Below are 21,352 nucleotides of genomic sequence, written 5' to 3' on the forward strand. Positions count from 1 at the left end.
AGCAGAGGAAAGCAGTTGTCCATCGAGATCGCCAACGAGTCCGGTGTCGACGTCGACACCGATGCCGTGCTCGCCGTCGCCCGGCACGCCCTCGACGAGATGGGGGTCAACCCCCTCGCCGAGCTGTCCGTGCTGCTCGTCGACATCGACTACATGACCGAGCTGAACCACCGCTGGATGGGTGGCGACGGCCCGACCGACGTGCTCGCCTTCCCCATGGACGAGGGCAGCGTCGACCACGGCCCGGGTGAGTCCGCACCGGCCGGCGGCGAGCCCGCCCTGCTCGGCGACATCGTGCTCTGTCCGGAGGTGGCGGCCAAGCAGGCGGCGACCGCAGGGCACGCGCCCGCCGACGAGCTGCACCTGCTCACCGTGCACGGGGTGCTGCACCTGCTCGGCTACGACCACGCCGAGCCGGAGGAGGAGCGGGAGATGTTCGCACTCCAGGCTCGGCTGCTGGCGAGCTGGCGGTCGACCCGCACCCAGTGATGTCCACTCCTCCGTTACTCGCGGCCGGCGCCACCGCTGGCCTTCCCGACTTTCAGCTGATCGTCTTCGCGGCCGGTCTGGTGGTGCTGGCCGGCCTGATCGCGATGACCGAGGCGGCCCTCGCCGCGGTCTCACCGGCCCGAGCCGCCGAGCTGGCCCGCGACGGCGTGCGCGGCGCCCGTACCCTCCAGGTAGTGGCCGGCGACGTCGTTCGGCACCTCAACCTGCTCCTACTGTTGCGGCTGCTCGCCGAGCTGACCGCCACCACACTGGTGGCGCTCGTGGCGGTGGACAGCTTCGGCGCCGGCTGGCGGGCCGCGCTGGTGACCGCCGGCGCGATGACAGTGGTCAGCTTCGTGGTGGTGGGCGTCGCCCCGCGCACCATCGGCCGGCAGCACGCCTACGCCGTGGGTCGTGCGGTGGCGCCGCTGGTCCGCTGGCTGGGCCGGGCGCTCAACCCGCTCGCGTCGCTGCTGATCCTGATCGGCAACGCGGTCACCCCCGGGCGCGGCTTCCGGGAAGGCCCGTTCGCCACCCAGGTGGAGCTGCGGGAGCTTGTCGACCTGGCCGAGCAGCGTGGCGTGGTCGAGCACGGCGAACGCCAGATGATCCACTCCGTCTTCGCGCTCGGCGACACCATCGCCCGTGAGGTGATGGTGCCGCGTACCGAGATGGTGTGGATCGAGGAGGGCAAGACGCTCGAGCAGGCGCTGGCGCTCTTCCTACGCTCCGGTTTCTCCCGCATCCCGGTGATCGGCGAGAGCGTCGACGACGTGCTGGGGGTGCTCTACCTCAAGGACCTGATCCGGCGCTCCCGTGGCGGGGACCCGGGGGCCGAACAGTTGCCGGTGGCCGAGCTGATGCGCCCGGCGACCTTCGTACCGGAGTCCAAGCCGGTCGACGACCTGCTGTCCGAGATGCAGGCGGCCCGCAACCACCTGGTCATCGTTGTCGACGAGTACGGCGGCACCGGCGGTCTGGTCACCATCGAGGACATCCTGGAGGAGATCGTCGGCGAGATCACCGACGAGTACGATGTCGAACGCCCGCCCGTCGAACGTCTGGCGGACTCCTCGGTGCGGGTGACCGCCCGCCTGCCGGTGGAGAATCTCGGCGAGATGTTCGACACCGACCTGCCCACCGACGAGGTGGAGACGGTCGGCGGTCTGCTCGCCCAGTCGCTGGGGCGGGTGCCGATCCCGGGCGCCGAGGCCGAGGTCGCCGGTCTCCGTCTGGTCGCCGAGGGCACCACCGGCCGGCGCAACCGGATCGACACCGTTCTGGTCAGCCGGGTGGAGCCCGGCCATGAGCAGGACATCGCGGGGCGCGGCGAGCACGCCGACCCCGGTGACGACACTGACAACTACCGAGACGATGAGAGGCAATCCGCCGATGCCTGACACACCCGCCGCGCCTGCCGCCCGGTCCACCCCCACCGCGTCGGGAGCGCTGAGCGCCGAGGACGGCAAGCTCGTCGTCCTGGCCCGGGGAGCCCGCGCGCGGGTCGGGGCCGTGGAGGGCGCCGCGGTCCGCGACCAGGACGGCCGGACGTACGCGGCGGCCAGTGTCGCGCTGCCGTCGCTGACGCTCACCGCGTTGCAGTTGGCGGTGGCGTCGGCCGTGGCGGCCGGGGCGAGTCGGTTGGAGGCGGCGGTGGTGGTGACCGAGGCGTCGACCCTGGATGGTGCCGGTCACGCGGCGGTACGGGACCTCGCGGCGGACGCGCCGGTCCACCTGGCCGCTCCGGACGGCACCGTCCTCGGCACGGTGACCCAGTGAGCCCGGTGCAGGATCCGCAGGCGCGACCGTACCGGGCCGGGTTCGGCTGCTTCGTCGGTCGCCCCAACGCCGGCAAGTCGACGTTGACCAACGCCATCGTCGGCACCAAGATCGCCATCACCTCGAACAAACCGCAGACGACCCGGCACGTCATCCGGGCGGTCCTGCACCGGCCCGAGTCGCAGCTGGTCCTGGTCGACACGCCGGGCCTGCACCGCCCCCGTACGCTGCTCGGCGAACGTCTCAACGACCTGGTCCGGTCCACCTGGACCGAGGTCGACGTGATCGGCCTGTGCATCCCCGCCGACGAGCCGGTCGGGCGCGGTGACCGGTTCATCACCGGCGAGTTGGCCGAGTTGAAGGCGACAGTGCTGGCGGTGGTCACCAAGACCGACCTGGTGGACAAGCGTCGCCTGGCGGAGCAGTTGCTCGCGGTCAGCAAGATGGGGGAGTTCGCCGAGATCGTGCCGGTGAGCGCGGTGTCCGGGCACCAGGTGGACACCCTCGTCGACGTGATGACCAAGTATCTGCCGCCGTCGCCGCAGCTCTACCCGGACGACATGCTCACCGACGACCCCGAGCAGGTGCTGGTCGCCGAACTGATCCGGGAGGCCGCCCTGGAGGGGGTCCGCGACGAGTTGCCACACTCCATCGCCGTGGTGGTGGAGGAGATGATCCCCGAGGGCCAGGTCATGAAGATCTACGCCGACCTGTACGTGGAGCGGCCCAGCCAGAAGGCCATCGTGCTCGGGCACAAGGCGAGTCGGCTCAAGGAGGTCGGCACCACCGCCCGCAAGCAGATCGAGGAGCTGCTCGGCAGCCGGGTCTACCTCGACCTGCACGTGCGGGTGGCGAAGGACTGGCAGCGCGACCCGAGGCAACTGCGCAAGCTGGGCTTCTGATCCACCTCGTCGGCGGTGCCCGAAACGGACGGCCGGGGCGACGACCAGCGTCGAGATCAACGCTCGCTGATCGTGAGGTTGCCGCTCTTCGCCGAACCGTCGAGGACCAACGACGCCGCCGGGTTGTCGGCGACGGTGATGGTCTCGTCGCCGGAGTCGGCGTTGGACCGGACCCGGTAGCTGCCCTGCGGCACCAGCAGCGTGACGTCACCACTGGAGGCGTGGACCCGGGCCGAGGCGGGTTTGTCCAGCTCCACGTCGACATTGCCCGAGCTGGCCTCGGCGTCGACAGCGCCGCCCAGCCGGCGTGCCGTGATGTCCCCCGACGAGGCGCGCAGCCGTACGGCCGCGGCGGCCTCGTTCACCTCGATGTTGCCCGAGCGGGCCTCCACCCCGACGGCGCCCGACGCACCGGAGATCCGTACGTCGCCCGAGCGCACCTGTAGGTCCACGGTGCCGACCCGGCTCAGCTCGACGTTGCCGGAGCTGGTCTCGCCCTGCACCGCCACACCCGCTGGCACCGTCACCTCGTAGGAGATGCTGCACCGCGAGCCGCAGTCGGTGTCCAGCACCAGTTCGCTGCCCTTGATCTCGTAGCGGGTGTTGTCCGGTTCGCCGCCCTGGTAGCGAACCACTCGCTTGATCCGCACCTCGGACGCGGGGCCGGTGCCGCGGACCACCACGTCGCCAGAACCCCCGGAGACCCGGACCGTGGTGATCCGGACCGCCTCGGTGTTGTCGTAGTCGAGCCGACGAAACGACAGGTTGTCGCACCCGGCGAGCACGATGAGGGTGGTGGCGAGCCCTAGCGCGACGGGAGCGGCGACGCGACGACGGCGGGGGGTGGTGGTCAGGTGCAGTGCCATGACCAGCACGCTACGGCCGAGCACGAGGCGGCCGCATCGGGGTTCATCCGCGCTTGCACCCCGAACCAACCCTGATTTCACACCCCGAGGGAGAATGGCCCGATGGCCGGGTATCGCCGACAGCTCTACCGCGACGACGCGGTGGTGCTGCGTGTGCAGAAGCTCGGCGAGTCCGACCGGATCATCACCCTGCTCACCCGCCGGCACGGCCGACTGCGCGCGGTGGCCCGAGGGATCCGCCGCACCACCAGCAAGTTCGGCGCCCGGCTGGAGCCGTTCGGCCACGTCGACCTCCAGCTCGCCGGTGACCCGAAGGGCAACCACGGCAGCTCTCTGCACACGGTGAGCCAGGTCGAGGGCATCGACCTGTACGGCAAACGGTTCCTCGGCGACTATCCGCGCTACACGGCGGCCAGCGCGATCGCCGAGACCGCCGAGCGGCTGACCCCGGTGGAACGGGAGCCGTCGCTGCGGCTGTTCCAGCTCACCATCGGCGCGCTGAAGGCACTGTCCCGGGGCGAGCACGCCACCACCCTGGTGCTCGACGCGTACCTGCTGCGGGGGATGTCCCTGGCCGGCTGGGCGCCGGCGCTGGTCGCCTGCGCGGTCTGCGGCACGCCCGGGCGGCACCGGGCGTTCTCGGTGCCGGCTGGCGGCGCGGTCTGTCCGGATTGTCGGCCACCCGGGGCGGCTCATCCCGCACCGGCCACCATCGATCTGATGTCCGCGCTGACCTCCGGTGACTGGGTGATCGCCGACGCCACCGACGCCGCGGTACGCCGGGAGTGCAGTGGGCTGGTCGCGGCTCACCTGCAGTGGCACCTGGAACGCGCGCTACGCTCGCTGCCGCTGGTCGACCGGGGTTCCTCGGCGGCCGGCACGGCCCCGCCGCCGGAGGGCACCGGGGCCGTGGTGCTCCGGCCACGCGGCGACGTCGAGGCCGGGGGCGGACGGCGCGAACAGGGAGTGACCGAGTGATCCGATCGAAGAAGGCTGGCCGGCGCGAGCCGACGCCGCCGGTGCCACACCCGTCCGGGGCCCGACCCCCGGCGCTGCCCGCCGAGGCGGTGCCGAAGCACGTGGCGGTGGTGATGGACGGCAACGGCCGCTGGGCCAAGGACCGCGGGCTGCCCCGCACCAAGGGGCACGAGGCGGGGGAGCACAGCCTCTTCGACACCATCGAGGGCGCCATCGAGATGGGCATCCCGTACCTGTCGGCGTACGCGTTCTCCACCGAGAACTGGCGACGCTCGCCCGACGAGGTCCGGTTCCTGATGGGGTTCAACCGGGACGTGATCCGTCGCCGCCGTGACCAGTTGGTCGACCTGGGCGTACGGGTGGTGTGGTCGGGCCGGCCTGGTCGGCTGTGGAAGAGCGTCATCTCCGAGTTGCAGACCGCCGAGGAGATGTCCCGCGACAACTCGACGCTGACCCTGCAGTTCTGCGTCAACTACGGCGGGCAGGCCGAGATCGGTGACGCCGCCGCCGCTATCGCGCGGGACGTGGCGGCCGGCCGGCTGGATCCGGCGAAGGTCACCGAGAAGACCGTCGCGAAGTACCTCTACCACCCGGAGATCCCGGAGGTGGACCTGTTCCTGCGCCCTTCCGGGGAGGAGCGGATCTCCAACTTCCTGCTGTGGCAGGCCGCGTACGCCGAGTTGGTCTTCCTGGACACGCTCTGGCCCGACTTCGACCGCCGCCACCTCTGGTACGCGTGCGAGTTGTACGCCCAGCGGGACCGACGCTTCGGCGGCGCGCTGCCCAACCCCGTCGCCCCGGTTGTCTGAGCCGACGCTTACCCGCACGTCACTCTGGGTATCAGAGACGTCAGAAGCCACTGACGGAGGTGAACCCACATGATCCAGAAGCGCATTGCCCAGTGGGCGGTGATGGCGATCGCGGTGCCGCTTGCCGCGGCCGGCGCCCGCCGGCTCAGCCACACCCTGGAGGCCCGGCGTGGTCCCTCCGGGGCGACCCGGTTGCTGACGAAGGGTGCGGACCTGATCCGTCCGCAGAAGGCCAAGCGCCGCCGCTTCTTCTGACCGACCCCCAGTTGTCCCAACGCCGCCCGCACACCCGTGCGGGCGGCGTTGTCGCATCCCCTCCGTGTCGAGGTGCCTGGGCAAGCGCCACGGCGACCATCAGGCTTGGCGCCGAGCGGGGGTGGTGTGCCCGTTTCGGGGTCCTGCGCAGGGGTGGCGGGTAGGGTCCGGAGGTGGTGGGACGACGGCGGTTGGGGGGCAGATGCGTGATCTCCGCTTTAAGATGATCATGGCGTTGAACGCCGCCGACCTGGGCGACCCGATGTGCGAGCAGGTGGCCGAGATCTGTGCCGAGATCGCCGAGCAGCACTGCGCCGAGTTCGGCCACACACCCCAGCTGCGTACCGGTGAGATCGCCGAACTGGCCACCGGCGAGCCGGCTCTGACCTGGGCGCCGTCGACCCCCGACGCCGGGCAGCGTGCCTGGTGACCGCGCCCGCGCCCGCTGTCGACATCCGTCGCGCCGATGACCGCTTCGCCACCCGGATCTCCTGGCTCGACTCCAAGCACTCCTTCTCGTTCTCCCGGCACTACGACCCGGCCAACACCCACCACGGCCTGCTGCTTGTCAACAACGACGACGTGGTCCGACCGGGCGCGGGCTTCGAGACCCACCCGCACCAGGACATGGAGATCGTGACCTGGGTGCTGCGCGGCTCCCTGGTGCACCAGGACTCCACCGGGCACTCCGGGGTGATCTACCCGGGTCTGGCCCAACGGATGAGCGCCGGCACCGGGATCCTGCACTCGGAGAAGAACGACGCCTGGCGGCTCAACAACCAGGAGCCGCACACCGACCCGGTGCACTTCGTGCAGATGTGGGTGCTCCCCGACGAGCAGGGCGTCGACCCCGGCTACGAGCAGTTGGAGATCGAGGACGAGCTGCTCCGCGGGGGCCTCGTGCCGATCGCGTCCGGGATGGACCGCTACGACGGCGCGTCAGCGATCCGGATCCGCAACCGGTACGCGACCCTGCACGCCGCCCGTCTCGCTCCCGGCGACAAGGTCACCATCCCGGACGCGCCCTACGTGCACCTCTACGTGCCCAACGGCACCGTGACCCTGGAGGGCAGCGGTCCGCTCGGCAGCGGCGACGCCGCCCGGCTCACCATGACCGGTGGTCGGCGGGTGACCGCCGACGAACCGGCCGAGATCCTCGTCTGGGAGATGCACGCCACGGTCGGCTGACCGTCACCCCCGCGGCCCGCTCCCCTGATCTCGCCTCAACACGGATGTAGTGGCCTCCCCGCCGGGGGAGACCACCACATCGAGGATCGAGCGCGATCACGCCGGCGCGCAGGGCGCCGCGCCGGCTACGCCGGGGACTCGGTGCGGTCGGCGGCCCAGGTGGTGTGGAACGAACCCTCGCGGTCCACGCGCTGGTAGGTGTGCGCGCCGAAGTTGTCCCGCAGACCCTGGATCAGCGCGGCCGGCAGCCGCTCCGCGCGCAACGCGTCGAAGTACGCAAGCGACGACGAGAACGCGGGCGTCGGCACGCCGGCCCGGGTCGCGTCGGCGACCACCCGCCGCCAGCTCGGCACGCCAGCGCTGACCGCCTCGGCGAAGTACGGCGCCACCAGCAGCGTCGGCAGGTCGGGCTGCTCGTCGTACGCCTCACGGATCCGGTTGAGGAAGCGGGCCCGGATGATGCAGCCGCCCCGCCAGATCGTCGCGGTGCCGCCAAGGTCGATGTCCCAGTTGTATTCCTCGCTGCCCGCGCGGATGTGGTCGAAGCCCTGCGCGTACGCGACGATCTTGGAGGCGAGCAGCGCCCGGCGGACATCCTCGACGAAGGTCTCCCGGTCGGCCACCTGCCACTTCTCACCCGCGTCGGGGAACGCCCGGCGGGCCGCCTCGCGCTGGTCGACGTGCCCGGAAAGCGAACGGGCGAAGGTCGCCTCGGCGATCCCGGTGATCGGGATGCCCAGGTCCAGGGCGCTCTGCACGGTCCACCGACCGGTGCCCTTCTGCTCGGCCCGGTCCTGCACGATGTCCACGAACGACCGGCCGGTCGCCGCATCGGTGTGCGCGAGCACGTCGGCGGTGATCTCGATGAGGAACGACTCCAGCTCGCCGTTGTTCCACTCCCGGAAGATCTCCGCGATCTCGGCCGGCGTCGCGTCCAGGCCGGCCCGAAGCAGGTCGTACGCCTCCGCGATGAGCTGCATGTCGGCGTACTCGATGCCGTTGTGCACCATCTTGACGAAGTGCCCGGCCCCGTCCGGCCCGACGTGCGTGCAGCACGGCACGCCGTCCACCTGGGCGGCGATCTTCTCGAACATCGGCCCGAGCTTCGCGTACGACTCGGCGGAGCCGCCCGGCATGATGCTCGGCCCGCGCAGCGCGCCCTCCTCGCCGCCGGAGACGCCGGTGCCGCTGAAGTGCAGGCCCTGCGCCCGCAGCGCCTCCTCGCGCCGACGGGTGTCGGCGAAGTGGGCGTTGCCGCAGTCGACGATGATGTCGCCCTCGTCGAGCAGCGGCACCAACTCGTCGATCACCGCGTCGGTGGGCGCACCGGCCTTCACCATGACGATGACCGCGCGGGGTCGTTCCAGTGACGCCACGAAATCGGCCATCGTCTCGCCCGGCAGGAACGTGCCCTCGTCGCCGTGCTCGGCGACCAGGCTGCGGGTGCGCTCCGGCGAGCGGTTGTGCACTGCCACCGTGAAGCCGTTGCGGGCCAGGTTGCGGGCCACATTGCGACCCATCACCGCCAACCCGGTCACACCGATCTGTGCCCTCGCCTGATCAGCCATTCGTGCCGCCACCTCTCGTCACACCACTATCAGCGCTTGGAAACTTACCGTGATGTGAGCCGATACGGACCAGTGACCGACGTCGCGTTACTGCACGTAATGTGGACGTTGCCCCTGACGGCTCGGGCCCTCGGCGACGGTCGGTGAGCCCCGCGCAGGGAAACATGTCGTCATTTCCGGCCGCGGGCGTCAGCCTTCGGCGAGACGGGCTTCGATTCGGGCGATCTTCCCGGTCAGCGCGTCGGTGACCCCGGGCCGGACGTCGGCTTTGAGCACCACACTCACCCGGGGCGCTCGCGCGGCGACCACGTCGACCGCCCGCTTCACCACCGCCATCACCTCGTCCCACTCACCCTCGACAGTGGTGAACATGGCATCGGTCCGGTTGGGCAGGCCGGACGCACGGACCACCCGCACCGCCTCGGCGACCAGGTCACCCACTGAGTCGTCACCGCCGAGCGGGGTGATCGAGAACGCGATCAGCATGTGCCGATCGTGCCAGTAAAAACGGGTGCGCGTCGGTCGGGCGGTGGCTACGGTACGAACATGCGTAACTGACGCCCAACTTCCGAGCCGGCCCGCCGTCCCGCGTCGCGGTCCGTGCGCTCCCGGGCGTCCCGCACTCCTTCCCCGCCGTTCGGCGGCGATGGCCCTGCCTGGCCCCGGTGAGCAGTCCCTTCCCCACTCGACCGTCGCGCAACGGCGGTCACCAGCCGATCCGACCGACCGCCGCAGCGCGGGACCGGCCGGCCGGTCGGCGTTGAAGGAGGCCCGGATGCCTGCCAGGCGTAACCCGAAGAAGACCCGTACCCCGAGAGCGACGCCGCCCGGCGTCAACCCGGCGGCCGGCCACGGACCGCTCGCAACCACCCTCCCGGCCCTCGACCTAGCGGTCGAACCACCCCTGCCGGCGGCACTGGTGGAGCCGGCGCTGCCTGCGCTGTTTGTGGAGCCTGCGCTGCGGGCCGAGCCGGCGCTGCCGGCGGCGCTCGTGGACCCGGCGCTGCGGGCCGAGCCGGCGCTGCCGGCGGCGCTCGTGGATCCGGCGCTGCCGGCGGCCGCCCCGGACGAGGTGGCGCTGCCCGACGAAGTGGCGCTGCCGGCGGCGGTCGATGTGCCGGCGGTTGCCGACGCGCCTTCAATGGGCGATCTGCCGAAGCCGACAGGCCGACCGAAGGCACCGACGGCCGGGCCACCGCAGGGCGGCGGCAACCGCTCCGGCGGCGGCCGCAGCCAGCAGGCCGGCCAGACCCGCCGCTACGCCTTCCGCCGCAGCTAACCGAGCACCCCCACCCCACCCCGCCCACCCCCCCGTCGATCTTGCACTTTCTGCCCTCGCATCACCGGCATATCGGGATGAATGAGCGACAGAAACCGCAAGATCGACGGGGGGTGGCGCTTGGGCGCTGGGCGTGACAGCAACATCAGGGATGTAGTGGCATCAGCTTTCAGCGAGACCACTACATCCCTGATGTTGTGCGGATCTTGGCGGCGGGCCGGGTGCGGCGGGCGTGGGCGGGGCGCAGGGTGCGGCGGGCGTGGGCGGGGCGCAAGGCGCGGGGTGCGGCGGCGGGGCGGGCGTGGGCGGGGTCAGCCGATGAGGGGGCGGAAGGTGCCCAGGGCGAGGCTCGTGGTCAGGGCGGCCGCGGCGAGTACGGCGGCCCCGGCGATGAGGAGAGCGTCGGCGCGGGTGAAGTGCTGCTGGCGGGCGACGGTACGGGGTGTTCCGGCGTCGAAGCCACGCGCGTCCATCGCCACCGCCAGCCGGGTGCCTCGGCGGATCGCCCCCACCAGCAGCGTGAACGCGGTGGAGGCGAAGAGCCGCAGCTTCGCCGCCGGATTGCGTCCTGCGTCGACGCCCCGCGCCCGTCGAGCCATGCTGATCATCTGCCACTCCTGACCGAGCAGCGGCACCAGCCGGAACGCGGCCAGCGCCCCGATGGCGAACCGGGCCGGCGCCTTCGCGTTCTGGATCAACGCGTCGGCCAGGTCGGTGGGGTCGGTGGTGGCGAAGACGATCACACCGGGCAGGGCCACCGCGAACACCCGCAGCACCAGGCCGAGCGCGGTGAGCAGGACGCCGGTGGTCACCAGCACCGGTCCCGCGTCCAGCAGGACCCGACCGGACCGGTCGGCGGCGAACAGCACCAGGGTGACCAGGATGCCGGCGGCACTGAGCAGCAGTGGCCAGGCCCGCCGGGCCAGCACCCGGTAGCGGATGCCGAACAGCGGCAGGACGGCCAGCTCAAGGGCGATGGCGATGGCCGGGGCCACCGGGTCCAGGGTCGCCAGCAGGGTGAACGAGAAGACGAGTGCGGCGGCGACCTTCGCCACCGGGTTGCGGCGGGCCAACGGCGCGTCCGGCGCGGCGACCGGCTCGATGCTGATCATCGGTGGTCGTCCGGGGCGCGGTGCAGGGTGACGGTGCGGTCGGCGAGCGCGGCGACGAAGTCCGCGTCGTGGGTGACAGTGACCACGCCGTGCCCGGCGTCGCGCAGGTCGGCGAAGAGGTCGACCAGTTCCCGCCAGGTCCGCCGGTCCTGGCCGAAGGTGGGTTCGTCGCAGATCAGCAGGCGTGGCGCGGTGGCCAGGGCCGTCGCCACGCTCAGCCGCCGCGCTTCGCCACCGGAGAGGGTGTACGGGTTGGCGGCGGCGAGTTGGGCCAGCCGCAGCCGGTCCAGCAGCCCGGCCACTGTCTCCTTGACGGCCGCCTCGGGTTGACCGGTGCGGCGCGGGCCGAGCGCCAGCTCGTCGAAGACGGTGCTGGTGACGAACTGGTGCTCCGGATCCTGAAAGACCGACCCGATGCGTCGGGTCAGCGCGGGCGCCCGCCACCGGTGCGGGGGAGTGCGATGGTCCGCGCCGGCCAACTCGGCGGACGCGGTGACCCGCCCGTTGCCCGGCCGGAGCAGACCGCCGAGCAGCAACGCCAGGGTGGACTTGCCGGCACCGTTCGGTCCGCGTACGGCGAGTGCCTCACCGGCGCGTACCGCCAGGTCGGTGGAGCCCAGCCGGGGCGGCAGGCCGAGCCGGTCGGCGGTGAGCAACAACTCCCCGGGGCCGGCGGTGGCCGCCCGGGGCGCGATGGGGTGACCGGGCACCCAGACCCCCTCGGCGGCCAGGGCGGCGCCGTGGGCGGCGAAGACCGCCTCGGGCGGGCCGTCCGCGCGCACGCCGCCACCCGGTTCGAGGACGACCACCCGGTCGACCAGCGGCAGCGCCTCGGCGACCCGGTGCTCGACCAGGATCAGCGTGGTGTCGGCGTCCAGCGCGCCGGCCACCGCGTGCCGGACCAGTTCGGCCCCGGCCGGGTCGAGGTTGGCGGTCGGCTCGTCGAGCAGCAGCAGGGCGGGGCGCAGGGCCAGCGCGCCGGCCAGGGCGAGGCGTTGCTGCTCGCCGCCGGAGAGCGCCGCCGTGTGGCGGTCCCGGGGGTACGGGAAGCCGACCCGGTGCAGCGCCTCGTCCACCCGCGGCCAGATCTCGTCGGCCGGCACTCCCCGGTTCTCCAGCCCGAACGCTACGTCGTCGCCGCAGCGCGCCATCACCAGTTGGGTCTCCGGGTCCTGGAAGACGATGCCGACCCGTTCCCGCCCCTTGCGTGGGTCGAGCCCGTCGATCTCGACGGTGCCCTCCTGCTCGCCGGAGTCCTCGGGGAGCAGCCCGGCCAACGCGCTGAGCACCGTGCTCTTGCCGGCCCCCGACGGCCCGAGAAGCAGAACGCGCTCCCCGGCCTCAACCCGCAGATCAACCCCGCGTACGGCCCAGGCGCGCCGCCCAGCGTGCCGCCACCCGAACCCCCGCAGCAGTACCCCGCCCACCAGACCCACCCCCTCCCTGCCGCGCGCCCCGCCCACCCCGGTCGATCAAGAGGTTCGCGTCAGGAAATCGCCGTCCGTTGACGCAAACCTCTTGATCAACGCGAGTTGGTGGGGGTTAGATCAGGGCCCGGTTCCGGCCTGCGGGGAAGCGGTCCAGGACGCCGGTGTTGGCCAGGGCGTTCGTCAGCAGCCAGCCGCCCAGGCCGGCGATCACCGTGGCGCTGACGATGGTGAGCAGCGCGTACGGGATGCGGTAGTCGGTCAGCGCGTAGTCGACGTTCCAGACGAAGAAGTCGAACAACGCGGCGCTGAGCCCGGTCAGCGCGCCCGCGAACACCGCGGTCGGCAGCCGGAACGACCGGTACCGGAAGGCGGCGAAGGCCAGTTCGGCGCCGATGCCCTGCACGATGCCCTGCGGGATCACCGTGCCGGCCCACTGGCTGCCCAGCAGCGCGGACAGGACAGCGGCCACGGTTTCGCAGTAGAGCGCGGCACCGGGCTTGCGGATCACCAGCCCGCCGATCACCGCCGGCATCAGCCAGACCCCGTAGAGCAGCGTCTGCGCCGGCGGGAAGAAGGCGAACGCACCCTCGGTCGCGCTCCAGACCAGACCCCAGGCCCAGAAGATGACGCCGAAGGCGACAGCGATCACCGAGGCGACCACGATGTCGATGGTGCGCCAACGGTGTGTGTCGGTGGTGGATGTCATGTGTTGCTCCCAGTTCGTGAGTGCGAACCAGGAGAAGACGCACGCCGCGTCCGGTGGCACCGGACTGCGGCGCGGCTGGAGGTCGACCGAACTCCCTGCGCTGGCATTACCCAGATCAGGTTCGAGGGTCTGCGGGCGTGCCCGCACTCTCAGCGCTGTGCGCTCCCCTGTCGGATATGAAGTTGTCTCGCTGACGCTAACACCGACCACCGTCGCGAGCCCAGCAGGGCATCCGCCTGACCTGCGGGAGCGATCCGCCGACCGCCGGCTGGGTACGCTTCCGATCATGCGGGTTGACGCGCGAGGCTTCACGTTCGAGGTGACCGTCGGCGGTCCGACGGACGGCGTACCCGTCCTGCTGCTGCACGGTTTCCCTCAGCACAGCGGCGAGTGGGACGACGTGGTGCCGGCGCTGCACGCGGGTGGGCTGCGCACGTACGCGCTGGACCAGCGCGGTTACTCACCCGGCGCCCGGCCCACGGCGGTGGCCGACTACCGGATCCCCGAACTGGTCACCGACGCGGTGGCGGTGCTCGACGCGCTCGGACTGGACGCTGTGCACCTGGTCGGCCACGACTGGGGCGCGGTAGTGGCCTGGGCGGTTGCCGCCCGGCACCCCGAGCGGGTCAACACGCTGACCGCGGTGTCCGTACCGCATCCGGCGGCCATGGCGCACGCCCTGAGCACCGACGCCCAGCAGAAGGCCCGCTCGTCGTACATCGCGCTGTTCCGCAAGCCCGACAAGGCGGAGAAGGTGCTGCTGGCGTGGCATGCCACCGCGCTGCGCAAGCTGCTCGGCGGGGTGGGCGACACGTCCCGGGTGAACCGGTACGCCGACCCGATGCGTGAGCCGGGCGCGCTCACGGCAGCGCTGAACTGGTACCGGGCGATGTCCCGCGCCGACCTGGCCGGCGTCGGCCCGGTCGCGGTGCCCACCACGTACGTCTGGAGTGACCGGGACGTCGCCATCGGCCGGACCGCCGCCGAGGCGTGCGCGCAGAACGTCACCGGCGACTACCGGTTCGTGCAGCTGCCCGGGGTGAGTCACTGGATCCCGGACGCGGCGCCGGCCCCGCTCGCCGAGGCGATCCTGGCCCGAGCGGGCGGGACGGCCTGAGCCGTGCGGGTCGGCGAGGGAGCGCAGTCGTGACGACGGACGCCAGCGGGCCGGGTAGCCGTCGCTCGATCGCCGCGCAGCTACGCGTGCTTGGCGTACGCCCCGGCGCGACGCTGCTGGTGCACGCCTCGCTGCGTTCGCTGGGCTTCGTCAGCGGCGGCCCGCACGCGGTGGTGCTCGCCCTGCGCGACGCGCTCGGCCCGGACGGCACGATCGTCGTGCCCACCCACACGCCCGACAACAGCGACCCCGCGCAGTGGCGCAACCCGCCGGTGCCGGCGGGCTGGTGGCCGCTGATCCGCTCGGAGATGCCGGGCTTCGACCCGGCGGTCACCCCGAGCCGGTTCATGGGCGCGCTCGCCGAGACGGTCCGCGGCTGGCCCGGCGCGCTGCGCAGCTCCCATCCGCACGTGTCGTTCGCCGCGCTCGGCCCGGCCGCCGAGCAGGTGGTCGCCGGGCACACCCTGGCCGACATGCTCGGTGAGGGCTCCCCGTTGGCCCGCCTCTACGACCTCGACGCCGACGTGTTGCTGCTCGGCGTGGACCACTCGGTGAGCACCTCACTGCACCTTGCCGAGTACCGCCGCCCCGGCGCGCCCCGGCAGCGGATCGGTGCCGCGGTGCGCACCGCCGACGGTGGTCGGGACTGGGCGTGGTGGCAGGACGTACGACTCGACGCGGACGACTTCGCCGCGTTGGGCGGGGACCTGGAGGCCACCGGAGCGGTACGCACCGCACCGGTCGGCACCGGGACCGGCAGGTTGATGCGCCAGCGGGCGGCTGTCGACTTCGCGGTTCGCTGGCTGGCCCGTAATCGAACGACGGAGGACGTATGACGGTGAGTGCCGAGGACTACCTGGCCGTGGTGACCGAGACGATCGGCCGGGTGGCCGCCAGTCAGCGGGAGGCGGTGGGGCGGGCCGCCGACCTGATCGCCGAGGCCGTCCGAGCCGACGGCGTGGTGCACGCGTTCGGCACCGGGCACTCGGAGGCCCTCGCCATGGAGATCGCCGGACGAGCGGGTGGTCTGGTGCCGACCAACCGGATCGCGCTACGCGACCTGGTGCTGCTGGGTGGCGAGCCGGCCGACCGACTCGGTCCGCTGCTGGAACGGGACCCGGCCGTCGCGCACCGCCTCTACGAGCTGGCCCCGGTGCGTCCCACGGATGTCTTCGTGCTCGCCTCGAACTCCGGGGTCAACGGCGCGATGGTGGAGTTCGCCACGCTGGTGAAGGAACACGGCCACGGGTTGGTGGCGATCACCTCGGCGCAGCACTCCGGCCGGATGACCTCCCGGCACCCGTCCGGGCGAAAGCTGAGCGACCTCGCCGACGTGGTGCTCGACAACGGGGCTCCGTACGGCGACGCGACGTTGCCCCTGCCCGGCGGCGGCGCGGTCGGCGCGGTCTCCTCGATCACCGCGGCGCTGCTGGCGCAGCAGGTGACGGTGGAGGTGGTGGCGCGGTTGCTGGCGGCGGGGGAGCGGCCCCCGGTCTACCTGTCGGCGAACATCCCGGATGGCGACGCGCACAACAACGAGCTGGAAGCGCGGTACGCGGGCCGGATCCGACGCGGGTCCTGACGCGGCGCTGGCGGTCGATCTGCGTCGCCGAGATGAACGGCAGATGTCGTGAACCTGTTTCGCGCTCGGTCGGGTGGGGCATTGGCGTTGCTGCCGGCGGCCGGGACCGCCGGCAGTAGCGTCTCACCGGAGGTAGCGCGTGTCCAAGGAGACCGACAAGCAGCGCTGGCAGCGCAACTTCGCCGACCTGCTGCAGGAGTTGCGGGTCGCCCAGACCGGCGTGCAGATCCTCTTCGCCTTTCTGCTCACCCTGCCGTTCAGTAACGGGTTCACCGAGACCACCGAGTTTCAGCGCGACGTCTACATAGTGGCGTTGCTCGCGGCGGCCGCCGCCACCGCGCTGATCATCTCGCCGGTGGCGTTCCACAGGGCGCTGTTCCGGCAGGGGCGCAAACCGGAACTGGTCCGCTTCGCGCACCGCATGGCCACCGGCGGCCTCGCCTTCATGCTGATCGCGATGGTCAGCGCGGTGCTGCTGATCACCGACTTCGTGCTGGACCGGCCGATCGCCTTCGTGCTCAGCGCCCTGGCTGGAATCTGGTTCCTCACGTTCTGGGTGGCCCTGCCGTTCGCCCGACGCAACTGGGGTGAGGACGACATCGACGACGATGACGACGACCCGGACACCACCATCGGTCGCTGACCGCTCCGATCTTCACGCAACGCTACCCCTGGGTAACAACCGGGGGTAGCGTGGCGGTAGTCGCGCACGTCGACGCAGCCGCACCGAGCTTCGAGGGGGCAGCCGTGACCACGACGCAGGATGGCCGACCGGCACCGGACGGCCCCGACTCCGAAACCACTGCCGGTGCCGCCGCGCCGCTGCCCGCGGAAGCCGGGCAGGTCACCGAGAAGGAGGCCCGGCAGGTCGCCGAGGCCGCCCGCGAGTCCACCTGGGACCGGCCCAGCTTCGGCAAGGAGCTGTTCCTCGGTCGGTTCCGGCTCGACCTGATCGACCCGTGGCCCCGATCCGACCCGGACGACGTGGCCCGCGCGGAGGAGTTCCTTGGTCGGTTCCGCGCCTTCCTGACCTCCGAGGTGGACGGCGCGGCCATCGAGCGGGACGCGTCGATACCCGACTCGGTGTTCCACGGCCTGGCCGACCTCGGCGCGTTCGGCATGAAGATCGACCGGAAGTACGGCGGGCTCGGGCTGAGCAACCTGCACTACTGCCGGGCGCTCATGCTGGCCGGCTCGGTCAGCCCGGCCATCGGCGCGCTGCTCTCGGCGCACCAGTCGATCGGGGTGCCGCAGCCGCTGAAGATGTTCGGCACCGCCGAGCAGAAGCAACGCTTCCTGCCCCGGCTCGCCGCCGGCGAGGTGTCCGCGTTCCTGCTCACCGAACCGGACGTCGGCTCCGACCCGGCCCGGCTGGGCACCATCGCCGAGCCGACCGAGGACGGCACCGGTTACCGGCTCAACGGGGTGAAGCTCTGGGCCACCAACGGCATCGTGGCCACCCTGCTGGTGGTGATGGCCCGGGTGCCGGCCACCGAGGGACGTCGGGGTGGCATCACCGCGTTCGTGGTGGACGGCGACAGCCCCGGCATCACCGTCGAGCGGCGCAACGAGTTCATCGGCCTGCGCGGCCTGGAGAACAGCCTGACCCGGTTCCACGACGTGATCGTCCCCGCCGAGAACGTCATCGGCGGCGAGGGCAAGGGGCTGAAGATCGCCCTGACCACCCTGAACACCGGCCGGCTCTCGCTGCCCGCCATGTGCGTGGGCGCCGGCAAGTGGGCGTTGAACGTGGCCCGAGGGTGGGCCGCCGACCGGGTCCAGTGGGGACGCCCGGTGGGCGAGCACGAGGCGGTCGCGCAGAAACTCTCCTTCATCGCCGCCACCACGTACGGCATGGAGACGATGCTCGACCTCTGCTGCCTGCTCGCCGACGACGACCGCAACGACATCCGGATCGAGGCGGCACTGGTCAAGCTGTACGCCAGCGAGATGGCCTGGAAGATCGCCGACGAGCTGATCCAGATCCGGGGCGGGCGCGGCTACGAGACCGCCGACTCGTTGGCCGCCCGCGGCGAACGCCCGGCCGCCGTCGAGCAGATGCTCCGCGACCTGCGGATCAACCGGATCTTCGAGGGTTCCACCGAGATCATGCACCTGCTGATCGCGCGGGAGGCGGTCGACGCCCACCTGTCGGTGGCCGGCGACATCATCGACCCGGACGCGGGGCTCGGCCGCAAGGCCCGAGCCGGCGCGCGAGCCGGTGCCTTCTACGCGAAGTGGCTGCCCACCCTCGCCGTCGGCCGGGGGCAGAGCCCTTCGGCGTACGCCGAGTTCGGCCCGCTCGCCGCGCACCTGCGCCAGGTGGAGCGTTCGTCGCGCAAGCTGGCCCGGTCGACGTTCTACGCGATGTCCCGCTGGCAGGGAAAGATGGAGCGCAAGCAGGCGTTCCTCGGCCGGGTGGTGGACATCGGCGCCGAGTTGTTCGCGATGTCCGCGGTCTGCGTCCGGGCCTCCGCCGAACGGGACAGCCGCCCGGAGAACATCGAGCTGGCCGACCTGTTCTGCCGGCAGGCGCGGGTGCGGGTGGATGCCCTGTTCACCGCACTCTGGGACAACACCGACTCGGTCGACACGGCCGCCGCGAAGCGCATCCTCGCCGGCCGTTACGCGGGCCTGGAGGAGGGCGTGCTCACCCCGTCCGAGGAGCTGCCCTGGGTGGCCCGCTGGTCGCCTGGCCCGTCAACCTCCGAGGACGTCCGCCGCCGCATCCCGCCAAAGCCGTGAAACCGCGCCGGCTGGCCTGAGTGCGGCTCGGGCCGACCTGCGTGCGTGCGGGCTGGCGTATGGGTCGGGCTGGGGTGCGGGCTGACCTGCGTGCGGGTCGGCTGCCGTGCGGGTCGGCTGCCGTGCGGGTCGGCCGCCGTGCGGGCCGGCGGCGAGGGTCAGCGGGACACCGCCCAGGCCAACACCCCGGCCAGGATCAGGCCATTGAGCCCGGCCAGCGCCAGGTAGGCCGCGGGTGGGATCTTCTTGCCCCGGCGTACGAAGGAGACCAGGACGGCGGCGTAGCCGAGCAGCAGGACGGCGATGACGACGAGGAAGTAGAACACCCGACGACCTTAACGACATCGCGGTCAGGCTGGACCTGCGCCCGGCGGAGCGGCCGTCCGTCAACCCACCCTGCTCCGTCGATCATGGAGTTGTGGTGGGTGACAAAGCACTCGTTGAACGTCAAACCAGGCACCACAACTCCTTGATCGACGGGGCCGGACGGTCTCTGCTCCGCGATCTTGCGCTTGCTGTCCTGACACAAGGGGTATCCCACTCATACCGGCAACCGAAACTGCAAGATCGGCGGGGGCCGGGGGGCACGAGGTCTTAGCGGTTCCGGTTGCGTAGGCCGAGTTGGCGCAGCTCCAAGGCGGCCAGGGCGTCGACTGTGGCGTCGTCGCCGCGCCGCCACGACTCGGCCACGTCCGGGCCGATCCGGGTCAGCTTGCCCAGTGGTTGGGTGGCCAGTGCGCGCAGGGCGAGCAGATCCCGGCCGGCTGGGCCGGCGGCCAGTTTCGTCGCCGATCCGGCCCGGCGCATCCAACGGACCCGCAGCGGCAGCCAACCGAACAGCACGATGCCGAGCGGGAAGATCAGCACCGCGATGGCGAGGGCGAGCGCGAGCTGGTCGACCAGGTGTTGCTGGTCCCGGCCGGCGTCGGCGAGCCCTCGGGCGGCGTCGGCGGCCTGCCGGAACGGCGCGGTCAGCTCGTCACCGACCAACGGGACCCGACGGACCTTGCCGCCGGCGTCGGCGAGGTTGTCCGCGAGGCCACTGCCGGCGCCCTCCAGCTTCTGCCCCGGTACGGCGAGCTTCTGCACCAGGTCGTGCAGCCACAGCGCGCCGCGGATCGCCGCGTACACCCAGGCGACGACGAGCAGGTCGGTGAGCAACTGACGGGCGGCGGTCGGAAACCGATCGGCATAGATTTTCACGCCGGTCAGCGTGCCACGAACGACGACGCCCCGGCACCCGTCGATCGGCGGCCCGGTGGCGGCGCCAGCGGGCGATCGCCGGCGGTGTAATGGGCGAGCAGGACCGTGCGAGGGCCGCGCCGGCCGGGGCACCGACTACGCCGCGACGATCGACGTGGTGGTGGCCGTGGCGCACGAGTCGTGGATCAGGCGAGCCGCAGGTCCACGAACGCGATGGTGTCGCCCGGCAGGACGTACCGGTCGATCTCGACGAAGCCCTGGTGGCGGGCGAAGCGCAGGCCGTCGTCGTTGGACGCCAGGACGACGGTGTGGACGACCTGCGCGCCCAGCTCCCGGGCCTGGGCCAGCCCGCGCTGGTAGATCTGCGCCCCGAAGCCCCGGCGACGCCTCTCGGGCAACACTCGCGCGATAACTGTCGCCGGCTCGGACGTCGGGGGTCGCACCGTCGAGCAGCCCACCGGCGCCCCGCCGACGTACGCGACCTCCAGGATGTTCCGCTGAGCGCGCACGGCGATCTCGTCTGCCGACAGCGGATCGGTGGGGATGATCAGATTGTGGATGTGTTGCCAGTCGAGCGCTGTCGCTTCGCTGCCCACCGGGTGGACCCGCACGAACTGAAGATCTGTCACGCGGACAGGTTAGTCAGCGGACGCAGGTCGGGCAGGTGCCGAAGATCTCCAGGGTGTGGCTGACGTCGGCGTAGCCGTGCTGCGCGGCGACCCGATCGGCCCAGCTCTCCACGGCCGGGCCAGCCACCTCGACCGTACGCCCGCACACCCGGCAGACCAGGTGGTGGTGGTGCCCCTCGCTGCACCGACGGTAGAGGTGCTCGCCGCCCGGCGGACGCATCACGTCGATCTCACCGGCGTCGGCGAGGCCCTGCAGGGTGCGGTAGACGGTGGTCAGGCCGACCCGCTCGCCTCGCTGCCGCAGCATCGCGTGCAGGTCCTGGGCGCTGTGGAAGCCCTCCATCTCGCCCAGCAGCGCGCTCACCGCCGAACGCTGCCGGGTGTTGCGCACCGCGGCGCTGCTCTCGGTCATGATCCCTCCCCGGCGTGGCTGACCGCGTCCGCCACGATGTGCGCGACGTGCTCGTCGACCAGGCTGTAGGCGATTTCCCGGCCTCGGCGGGAGCCGCGCACCACGCCTGCTCCGCGCAACACCCGCAGGTGCTGGGAGACCAGTGGTTGCGCCGCGCCGAGCTTCTCCACCAACTCGTGCACGCACCGCTCGCCGCCGGCCAGCTCGCTGACGATGGCCAGCCGGATGGGAGCGGACAGGGCGCGGAGCAACTCGCTGGCCCCGTCGAACCCGTCGTAGCCCGTCGCGCTGGTCATCCTGCAA

General features: G+C 71.8%; 26 protein-coding genes and 1 riboswitch. Of the genes, 15 read left to right on the forward strand and 11 right to left on the reverse strand.

The genetic code is table 11. The features are described from left to right. Positions 1–15: 15 nt before the first annotated feature. The 4 genes from ybeY to era are packed head-to-tail and all read left to right on the forward strand — an operon-like array spanning position 16 to position 3,170. Positions 16–489 carry an rRNA maturation RNase YbeY gene (gene ybeY, locus AB0B94_RS17780; RefSeq protein WP_030491788.1) on the forward strand — a complete coding sequence of 158 codons (474 nt, stop codon included), beginning with the start codon at positions 16–18 and terminating at the stop codon, positions 487–489. Beyond that, complete coding sequence (locus AB0B94_RS17785) at positions 465–1,889, forward strand: hemolysin family protein (protein ID WP_357281398.1); 1,425 nt, start codon at positions 465–467, stop codon at positions 1,887–1,889. Before ybeY ends, AB0B94_RS17785 begins: the two co-directional genes overlap by 25 nt. Beyond that, positions 1,882–2,268, forward strand: coding sequence for a cytidine deaminase (locus AB0B94_RS17790; protein ID WP_357280513.1), 387 nt, complete (start codon positions 1,882–1,884; stop codon positions 2,266–2,268). The genes AB0B94_RS17785 and AB0B94_RS17790 overlap by 8 nt, the downstream gene beginning before the upstream one ends. Then, the gene (gene era, locus AB0B94_RS17795; protein ID WP_357280518.1) at positions 2,265–3,170 is read left to right on the forward strand and encodes a GTPase Era; all 906 of its coding nucleotides are present in this window, start codon (positions 2,265–2,267) and stop codon (positions 3,168–3,170) included. Before AB0B94_RS17790 ends, era begins: the two co-directional genes overlap by 4 nt. A gap of 56 nt (positions 3,171–3,226) precedes the next feature. Here the strand turns inward: era and AB0B94_RS17800 are convergent, their stop codons facing one another. Beyond that, entirely contained in the window at positions 3,227–4,036 is an 810-nt protein-coding gene (locus AB0B94_RS17800; protein WP_357280522.1) for a DUF4097 family beta strand repeat-containing protein, read from the reverse strand. Between the two features lie 102 nt (positions 4,037–4,138). Between AB0B94_RS17800 and recO the strand changes: the two genes are divergently transcribed. From recO to AB0B94_RS17825, 5 genes are all read left to right on the forward strand, one after another. Next, positions 4,139–5,014: a DNA repair protein RecO gene (recO, locus tag AB0B94_RS17805; protein ID WP_357280527.1), complete on the forward strand. Its 876-nt coding sequence runs from the start codon at positions 4,139–4,141 to the stop codon at positions 5,012–5,014. Next, positions 5,011–5,823, forward strand: a complete 813-nt coding sequence (locus tag AB0B94_RS17810; RefSeq protein WP_357280531.1) for an isoprenyl transferase — start codon at positions 5,011–5,013, stop codon at positions 5,821–5,823. The genes recO and AB0B94_RS17810 overlap by 4 nt, the downstream gene beginning before the upstream one ends. A 69-nt stretch (positions 5,824–5,892) precedes the next feature. Then, positions 5,893–6,078: a hypothetical protein gene (locus AB0B94_RS17815; RefSeq protein ID WP_030336441.1), complete on the forward strand. Its 186-nt coding sequence runs from the start codon at positions 5,893–5,895 to the stop codon at positions 6,076–6,078. Between the two features lie 229 nt (positions 6,079–6,307). Continuing rightward, positions 6,308–6,508, forward strand: a complete 201-nt coding sequence (locus AB0B94_RS17820; RefSeq protein ID WP_238670381.1) for a thioredoxin reductase — start codon at positions 6,308–6,310, stop codon at positions 6,506–6,508. Then, complete coding sequence (locus AB0B94_RS17825) at positions 6,505–7,266, forward strand: pirin family protein (protein ID WP_357280542.1); 762 nt, start codon at positions 6,505–6,507, stop codon at positions 7,264–7,266. The genes AB0B94_RS17820 and AB0B94_RS17825 overlap by 4 nt, the downstream gene beginning before the upstream one ends. A 125-nt stretch (positions 7,267–7,391) precedes the next feature. Here AB0B94_RS17825 and gndA read toward each other — a convergent pair whose 3' ends face one another. Both gndA and AB0B94_RS17835 read right to left on the reverse strand, forming a co-directional pair. Next, positions 7,392–8,834 carry an NADP-dependent phosphogluconate dehydrogenase gene (gndA, locus tag AB0B94_RS17830; RefSeq protein WP_357280546.1) on the reverse strand — a complete coding sequence of 481 codons (1,443 nt, stop codon included), beginning with the start codon at positions 8,832–8,834 and terminating at the stop codon, positions 7,392–7,394. Positions 8,835–9,023: 189 nt separating this feature from the next. Then, complete coding sequence (locus AB0B94_RS17835; RefSeq protein WP_030336432.1) at positions 9,024–9,320, reverse strand: thiamine-binding protein; 297 nt, start codon at positions 9,318–9,320, stop codon at positions 9,024–9,026. 289 nt (positions 9,321–9,609) lie between these two features. Between AB0B94_RS17835 and AB0B94_RS17840 the strand changes: the two genes are divergently transcribed. Then, positions 9,610–10,113, forward strand: coding sequence for a hypothetical protein (locus tag AB0B94_RS17840; protein ID WP_357280551.1), 504 nt, complete (start codon positions 9,610–9,612; stop codon positions 10,111–10,113). A gap of 311 nt (positions 10,114–10,424) precedes the next feature. On the opposite strand, the gene AB0B94_RS17845 is transcribed toward AB0B94_RS17840, so the two are convergent. The 3 genes from AB0B94_RS17845 to AB0B94_RS17855 all read right to left on the reverse strand — a co-directional run bounded on the left by AB0B94_RS17845 (position 10,425) and on the right by AB0B94_RS17855 (position 13,361). Next, positions 10,425–11,225 carry an energy-coupling factor transporter transmembrane component T gene (locus tag AB0B94_RS17845; protein WP_357280554.1) on the reverse strand — a complete coding sequence of 267 codons (801 nt, stop codon included), beginning with the start codon at positions 11,223–11,225 and terminating at the stop codon, positions 10,425–10,427. Then, a complete protein-coding gene (locus tag AB0B94_RS17850; RefSeq protein WP_357280557.1) occupies positions 11,222–12,652 on the reverse strand; it encodes an ABC transporter ATP-binding protein in 1,431 nt (476 codons plus the stop codon). Before AB0B94_RS17850 ends, AB0B94_RS17845 begins: the two co-directional genes overlap by 4 nt. Before the next feature lie 115 nt (positions 12,653–12,767). Continuing rightward, positions 12,768–13,361 (reverse strand): ECF transporter S component, encoded by a 594-nt coding sequence (locus AB0B94_RS17855; RefSeq protein ID WP_210786970.1) that lies wholly within the window; start codon positions 13,359–13,361, stop codon positions 12,768–12,770. 74 nt (positions 13,362–13,435) lie between these two features. After that, a riboswitch (TPP riboswitch) is annotated at positions 13,436–13,540 on the reverse strand. Positions 13,541–13,647: 107 nt separating this feature from the next. On the opposite strand from AB0B94_RS17855, the gene AB0B94_RS17860 reads away from it, so the two are divergent. From AB0B94_RS17860 to AB0B94_RS17880, 5 genes are all read left to right on the forward strand, one after another. After that, positions 13,648–14,478: an alpha/beta fold hydrolase gene (locus AB0B94_RS17860; protein ID WP_357280562.1), complete on the forward strand. Its 831-nt coding sequence runs from the start codon at positions 13,648–13,650 to the stop codon at positions 14,476–14,478. Positions 14,479–14,507: 29 nt separating this feature from the next. Continuing rightward, a complete protein-coding gene (locus AB0B94_RS17865; protein ID WP_357280566.1) occupies positions 14,508–15,314 on the forward strand; it encodes an AAC(3) family N-acetyltransferase in 807 nt (268 codons plus the stop codon). Next, on the forward strand, positions 15,311–16,060 hold the full coding sequence (locus AB0B94_RS17870; protein WP_112584644.1) for an SIS domain-containing protein: 750 nt from the start codon (positions 15,311–15,313) through the stop codon (positions 16,058–16,060). The genes AB0B94_RS17865 and AB0B94_RS17870 overlap by 4 nt, the downstream gene beginning before the upstream one ends. A gap of 139 nt (positions 16,061–16,199) precedes the next feature. Next, positions 16,200–16,703 carry a DUF6328 family protein gene (locus AB0B94_RS17875; RefSeq protein WP_124778172.1) on the forward strand — a complete coding sequence of 168 codons (504 nt, stop codon included), beginning with the start codon at positions 16,200–16,202 and terminating at the stop codon, positions 16,701–16,703. Positions 16,704–16,807: 104 nt separating this feature from the next. Then, on the forward strand, positions 16,808–18,805 hold the full coding sequence (locus AB0B94_RS17880; protein WP_357280574.1) for an acyl-CoA dehydrogenase family protein: 1,998 nt from the start codon (positions 16,808–16,810) through the stop codon (positions 18,803–18,805). Between the two features lie 158 nt (positions 18,806–18,963). Here AB0B94_RS17880 and AB0B94_RS17885 read toward each other — a convergent pair whose 3' ends face one another. From AB0B94_RS17885 to AB0B94_RS17905, 5 genes are all read right to left on the reverse strand, one after another. Next, positions 18,964–19,131 carry a hypothetical protein gene (locus AB0B94_RS17885; RefSeq protein WP_167337361.1) on the reverse strand — a complete coding sequence of 56 codons (168 nt, stop codon included), beginning with the start codon at positions 19,129–19,131 and terminating at the stop codon, positions 18,964–18,966. 268 nt (positions 19,132–19,399) lie between these two features. Further along, positions 19,400–20,008: a hypothetical protein gene (locus tag AB0B94_RS17890; protein WP_357280577.1), complete on the reverse strand. Its 609-nt coding sequence runs from the start codon at positions 20,006–20,008 to the stop codon at positions 19,400–19,402. Between the two features lie 185 nt (positions 20,009–20,193). Continuing rightward, complete coding sequence (locus AB0B94_RS17895; protein ID WP_357280581.1) at positions 20,194–20,637, reverse strand: GNAT family N-acetyltransferase; 444 nt, start codon at positions 20,635–20,637, stop codon at positions 20,194–20,196. A 13-nt stretch (positions 20,638–20,650) separates the two neighbouring features. Then, complete coding sequence (locus tag AB0B94_RS17900; RefSeq protein WP_210820118.1) at positions 20,651–21,049, reverse strand: Fur family transcriptional regulator; 399 nt, start codon at positions 21,047–21,049, stop codon at positions 20,651–20,653. After that, positions 21,046–21,345 (reverse strand): metalloregulator ArsR/SmtB family transcription factor, encoded by a 300-nt coding sequence (locus AB0B94_RS17905; RefSeq protein ID WP_030338189.1) that lies wholly within the window; start codon positions 21,343–21,345, stop codon positions 21,046–21,048. Before AB0B94_RS17905 ends, AB0B94_RS17900 begins: the two co-directional genes overlap by 4 nt. Between the last annotated feature and the right edge of the window lie 7 nt (positions 21,346–21,352).

The sequence above is a fragment of the Micromonospora sp. NPDC048986 genome (assembly GCF_040649335.1).
GTDB lineage: Bacteria > Actinomycetota > Actinomycetes > Mycobacteriales > Micromonosporaceae > Micromonospora > Micromonospora alfalfae.

What these genes read in the sequence shown, in the direction of transcription:
- AB0B94_RS17870 (WP_112584644.1), top strand. Translation starts at nt 15,311, where the DNA reads ATGACGGTGAGTGCCGAGGACTACCTGGCCGTGGTGACCGAGACGATC.
- AB0B94_RS17800 (WP_357280522.1), bottom strand. Translation starts at nt 4,036, where the DNA reads ATGGCACTGCACCTGACCACCACCCCCCGCCGTCGTCGCGTCGCCGCT.
- AB0B94_RS17820 (WP_238670381.1), top strand. Translation starts at nt 6,308, where the DNA reads ATGGCGTTGAACGCCGCCGACCTGGGCGACCCGATGTGCGAGCAGGTG.
- AB0B94_RS17855 (WP_210786970.1), bottom strand. Translation starts at nt 13,361, where the DNA reads ATGACATCCACCACCGACACACACCGTTGGCGCACCATCGACATCGTG.
- recO (WP_357280527.1), top strand. Translation starts at nt 4,139, where the DNA reads ATGGCCGGGTATCGCCGACAGCTCTACCGCGACGACGCGGTGGTGCTG.
- AB0B94_RS17905 (WP_030338189.1), bottom strand. Translation starts at nt 21,345, where the DNA reads ATGACCAGCGCGACGGGCTACGACGGGTTCGACGGGGCCAGCGAGTTG.
- AB0B94_RS17845 (WP_357280554.1), bottom strand. Translation starts at nt 11,225, where the DNA reads ATGATCAGCATCGAGCCGGTCGCCGCGCCGGACGCGCCGTTGGCCCGC.
- gndA (WP_357280546.1), bottom strand. Translation starts at nt 8,834, where the DNA reads ATGGCTGATCAGGCGAGGGCACAGATCGGTGTGACCGGGTTGGCGGTG.
- AB0B94_RS17900 (WP_210820118.1), bottom strand. Translation starts at nt 21,049, where the DNA reads ATGACCGAGAGCAGCGCCGCGGTGCGCAACACCCGGCAGCGTTCGGCG.
- AB0B94_RS17840 (WP_357280551.1), top strand. Translation starts at nt 9,610, where the DNA reads ATGCCTGCCAGGCGTAACCCGAAGAAGACCCGTACCCCGAGAGCGACG.
- AB0B94_RS17815 (WP_030336441.1), top strand. Translation starts at nt 5,893, where the DNA reads ATGATCCAGAAGCGCATTGCCCAGTGGGCGGTGATGGCGATCGCGGTG.
- AB0B94_RS17790 (WP_357280513.1), top strand. Translation starts at nt 1,882, where the DNA reads ATGCCTGACACACCCGCCGCGCCTGCCGCCCGGTCCACCCCCACCGCG.
- AB0B94_RS17860 (WP_357280562.1), top strand. Translation starts at nt 13,648, where the DNA reads ATGCGGGTTGACGCGCGAGGCTTCACGTTCGAGGTGACCGTCGGCGGT.
- AB0B94_RS17835 (WP_030336432.1), bottom strand. Translation starts at nt 9,320, where the DNA reads ATGCTGATCGCGTTCTCGATCACCCCGCTCGGCGGTGACGACTCAGTG.